Source organism: Phenylobacterium sp., from assembly GCF_036495085.1.
In the GTDB taxonomy this organism is placed as follows: domain Bacteria; phylum Pseudomonadota; class Alphaproteobacteria; order Caulobacterales; family Caulobacteraceae; genus Phenylobacterium.
The window spans coordinates 1-3,531 of the sequence record NZ_DASXNL010000163.1 but is presented as its reverse complement, the minus strand read 5'-3'; the positions used below and the strand labels follow the sequence as shown (position 1 = coordinate 3,531).

At 65.3% G+C, this 3,531-nt stretch carries 4 protein-coding genes; 3 read left to right on the top strand and 1 reads right to left on the bottom strand.

What is annotated here, in order from left to right; genetic code table 11:
* Nucleotides 1–147 precede the first annotated feature (147 nt).
* Complete coding sequence (locus tag VGI62_RS18130) at nt 148–516, top strand: hypothetical protein (RefSeq protein ID WP_331505950.1); 369 nt, start codon at nt 148–150, stop codon at nt 514–516.
* Here the strand turns inward: VGI62_RS18130 and VGI62_RS18125 are convergent.
* Nucleotides 513–755: a hypothetical protein gene (locus tag VGI62_RS18125; RefSeq protein ID WP_331505949.1), complete on the bottom strand. Its 243-nt coding sequence runs from the start codon at nt 753–755 to the stop codon at nt 513–515. The genes VGI62_RS18130 and VGI62_RS18125 overlap by 4 nt on opposite strands.
* A gap of 324 nt (nt 756–1,079) precedes the next feature.
* Here VGI62_RS18125 and VGI62_RS18120 point away from each other — a divergent pair, with 324 nt between their 5' ends.
* A complete protein-coding gene (locus tag VGI62_RS18120) occupies nt 1,080–1,745 on the top strand; it encodes a PEPxxWA-CTERM sorting domain-containing protein (protein ID WP_331505948.1) in 666 nt (221 codons plus the stop codon).
* 189 nt (nt 1,746–1,934) lie between these two features.
* Nucleotides 1,935–3,521 carry a DegT/DnrJ/EryC1/StrS family aminotransferase gene (locus VGI62_RS18115; protein ID WP_331505947.1) on the top strand — a complete coding sequence of 529 codons (1,587 nt, stop codon included), beginning with the start codon at nt 1,935–1,937 and terminating at the stop codon, nt 3,519–3,521.
* Nucleotides 3,522–3,531 lie beyond the last annotated feature (10 nt).

Here is a 3,531-nt window from a genome sequence, read left to right as displayed (position 1 = left end):
CTGCGCAGGGACGATCATTCGGCGATTTCCTCCGACTAGTTGCAGATTTCCGTTGACTTGGTCGGCGAAATCCGCCGAAGATTACCTGAAATACCGTCACAATCCAGCTTGGGCGCAGGGAAGGCTTCCCTGGGCCGGAGGCCTGCCGTGCGTAAAGGTAGCCAAGGTCACATCGACCTTACTCGTCGTGCGATGTTCGCGGCAGCGTCCCCGCCCGTCTTGAAGTCGGAGTTAGCGGCCGCGGCTCCGATGATTGGCCCGCATCGCTTCGAGGCCTGGGAGTCCCAACGGGCCGAGTTGGAACGCCAGATCGACCATATGCCCGAAGCTGAAGGGGGGCTGCGTGAGCAGCTTTTGGACCGCAGCTTTGCGCTTGAAAGGCTGATCTTCGCAACGCCCTGCCTCGATCCGGCAGCCATCCGGGTTAAGGCGCGGCTTCTGCTGTGGTTGATGGAAATGGAGCGGGCCGATGGCCTGGCGGCGATGCGGGACATCTACGCCTATCTGATGCGCTAGGCCGGCTGCCAGCGCTCTTTCGGATCCCAGCTCCAGGCGCCCAGCCAGCGGTTGTGTGAGCCCTCGGCGCCCAAGCCCACCAGTAAGGTAAGGGGTCTGGCCTCCGTACGCCCGGCCTCGATCTCCAGCAGGTTGCGCGCGGTCTCGATGGCTGCCTCATCGGACTCCAGCGCCAGAACCCTTGTCCACACTGGGGCGAAGCCGCCGGCCAGATAGCTGAGCGTGTAATCGTTCGCCATCGCAGCGCCTCCACCGAGGAGGCCAGCGTTCGACAAAAAGCGAAGGTTGGCAATCGTTCGGCCGCGGCCTGCAGTCGCAGAAGACCGATTTCGGTCGATCGCGTATCGAGTTATTTACGAAGATCGGCGATATGAGCGCCTCAAGCCCGCGGTGATCGACGAGGTCCTGCGGCAGGCCACGACTGGCCCACCTCTTGCAATACGTCGGTCGGAATGACTGGCGCCCGTCCGGAAGTGAGACGCTTCGCACGGGGGCACTCGAACAGACTGAATTTGGAACAATCGCGGCCAAGGCGCCGCCTTAGGTACGAGACTGGGATTTTAATGAAGAAGACTGCTCTCATCGGCGCAGCCCTTGGCTTGGCGCTCTCGTTCGGCGCCGCCAGCATGGCCAGCGCCACCGTCTATACGTTCACGCAATCCGAAAGCTTTGGGGCTGGATCCTTCGGTCAGGTGACGGTGACCCAAGACGCGACGAATGCGAACGCCTTGGACTTCCTCGTCCAGATCAACCAAGGCGAACTCTTCCATGCCGCAACCGACGGGAACCACCATGCGCTGACCTTTGATCTGGTCGGCAACCCGGACATTACGATCTCGGGTCTTCCCACGGGCTTCACCCTGAACGGCGACCAGTCGAACGGAAGCAATAAGGCCTCGGCCTTCGGCAACTTCGACTATGTGATCAACCTGCCCGGCAACGGGACGCCCTACGCGCCGTTGAGCTTCTCGTTCGTCGCCACGAACAATAACGCAGTCCCGGCCCCGCTGGTGCTGGACTACAACACCGTCGGCGGGAACAAGATCTACTTCACCACAGACGTCAGCACGAGCGGCGCCACCGGCAACGTCGCCGCCACCTACACCGGGGGCAGCCTCCTGAAGGCCGGCGTTCCTGAGCCTGCGAGCTGGGCGATGATGCTGCTCGGCTTCGGCGGCGTGGGGGCGATGCTGCGTCGCCGCCGCAGCCACGCCCTGGCGCTCGCCTAGCTCTGAATTCCGGCGGGGGAATGGTCCCTGACAAAGGGACAAAGCCCCGGCCGCAAGGCCGGGGCTTTTTCACGAGAGCGTGCTCGCGCGGGGACACGTCGCGCTTCGTCGGTATTAACCCTTTCCGAACCCGCCAGATCTAGCTTGCAAGCTGCGCCGTGGCCTCCGCTCCGGCTCGGGGACGCTCGGATGGCATCGGCGCCGCAGGGTCGGGAAATCGCTGCTGGGCAGGATGGCTCGGTCGAAGGCCTCGTGCGGTTGGTCGAGCTGCAGACGATCCCGATGCCGAACGGCATCTTAGGCGTCGCCGAGGTTTCCACGCACATCGGCTTCCCGGTCCACCGGGCCTACTACATTCGCGATGTGCCAACCGGCCAGAGCCGCGGCGCCCATGGCCACAAGGCGCTGCGCCAGTGCTTCCTGTGCCTGCGCGGCAGCGTCAGCCTGAGCATCTCCAAGAACGGGGTGACCGAGACCGTGCGCCTTTCGCGGCCCTCGCAAGCCGCGGTCGTGCCCGCGGGCTGCTGGCGCGACCTCAGCGATTTCTCTGAGGATTCCGTGGTGATCGTGCTGGCCTCCGACGAATACGACGAGGGCGACTACATCCGCGACCTCGGCGATTTCGTCCGCTGGGACGCCGGCGACGAACCGGTCGCAGCCGTGCCTTACCTGGACCTTGGCCGCACATCCCAGGCGCTGGGCCCGGAGATCGAACTGGCCATGCGCCGGGTGGTGAAGTCCGGCTGCCTGATCGGCGGCCCGGAGGTCACAGGCTTCGAGGCGCGTTTCGCCGGGTTTTGCGGCGCGGACCACATGGTGGGCCTTGGCAACGGCCTGGATGCGCTGGTCATCGCTCTCAGGGCCTGGGGGATCGGGTCGGGTGATGAGGTGATCGTACCGGCCCACACCTTCGTCGCCACCTCGCTTGCCGTCGACGAGGTAGGCGCGACCCAGGTGCTGGTCGACGTTGAGCCGGACACCGGCCTGATGGACGTGGGCCGGGTAGCCGCGTTGATCACGGAACGGACACGGGCGATCATCCCGGTCCACCTCTATGGCCACCCCGTCGACATGGATGCCCTCAGGGCGCTTGCGGCCGGGCGCGACATCCGAATCCTGGAAGACGCCTGCCAGGCGCACGGCGCGCGTTACAAGGGCCGGCGCTGCGGCGGGCTGGGCGATGCGGCGGCCTTCAGCTTCTACCCCACCAAGAACCTCGGCGCGCTCGGCGACGGCGGCGCGCTGGTTACGGCGGACGCCGCCACCGCCGAAGCGGCCCGGATGATCGCCAACTATGGATCGCGCGAGAAGTACCGGCACGAGGTCGCCGGGCGGAACTCGCGGCTGGACCCGCTGCAAGCGGCGGTCCTTTCGACCAAGCTCGAACATCTCGACACCTGGAACGCGCGCCGAAGCCAGCTTGCGCTGCGATACTTCCTGGGACTGGCCAATGTGCGGGGCCTCGAACTTCCCGCCGTACGCGCCTGGGCCGAACCGGTCTGGCATGTCTTCCCAGTCCGCGCGCCGGGTGTCCGCGATGAGCTGATCGCCTACCTGGCTGAGAACGGGGTAGGGACCAACATCCATTATCCGACGCCGGTGCACCTGCAGCCTTGTTATGTCGGTCGCTGGCACGTGGGTGATTTTCCGGTGGCTGAGGCCTTGGCCTCTTCCCTGCTCAGCCTTCCCCTCGATCCCACCCATACCGACCGCGAGATCGACTTCGTCATCGCCCGCATCTGCGAGTTCTTCGCCTGGGCCCAAGCTGCGCCGTAGACCTCAGCGC

Coding starts and splice junctions, on each gene's coding strand:
- VGI62_RS18125 (WP_331505949.1), bottom strand. CDS start 755: ATGGCGAACGATTACACGCTCAGCTATCTGGCCGGCGGCTTCGCCCCA.
- VGI62_RS18120 (WP_331505948.1), top strand. CDS start 1,080: ATGAAGAAGACTGCTCTCATCGGCGCAGCCCTTGGCTTGGCGCTCTCG.
- VGI62_RS18115 (WP_331505947.1), top strand. CDS start 1,935: ATGGCATCGGCGCCGCAGGGTCGGGAAATCGCTGCTGGGCAGGATGGC.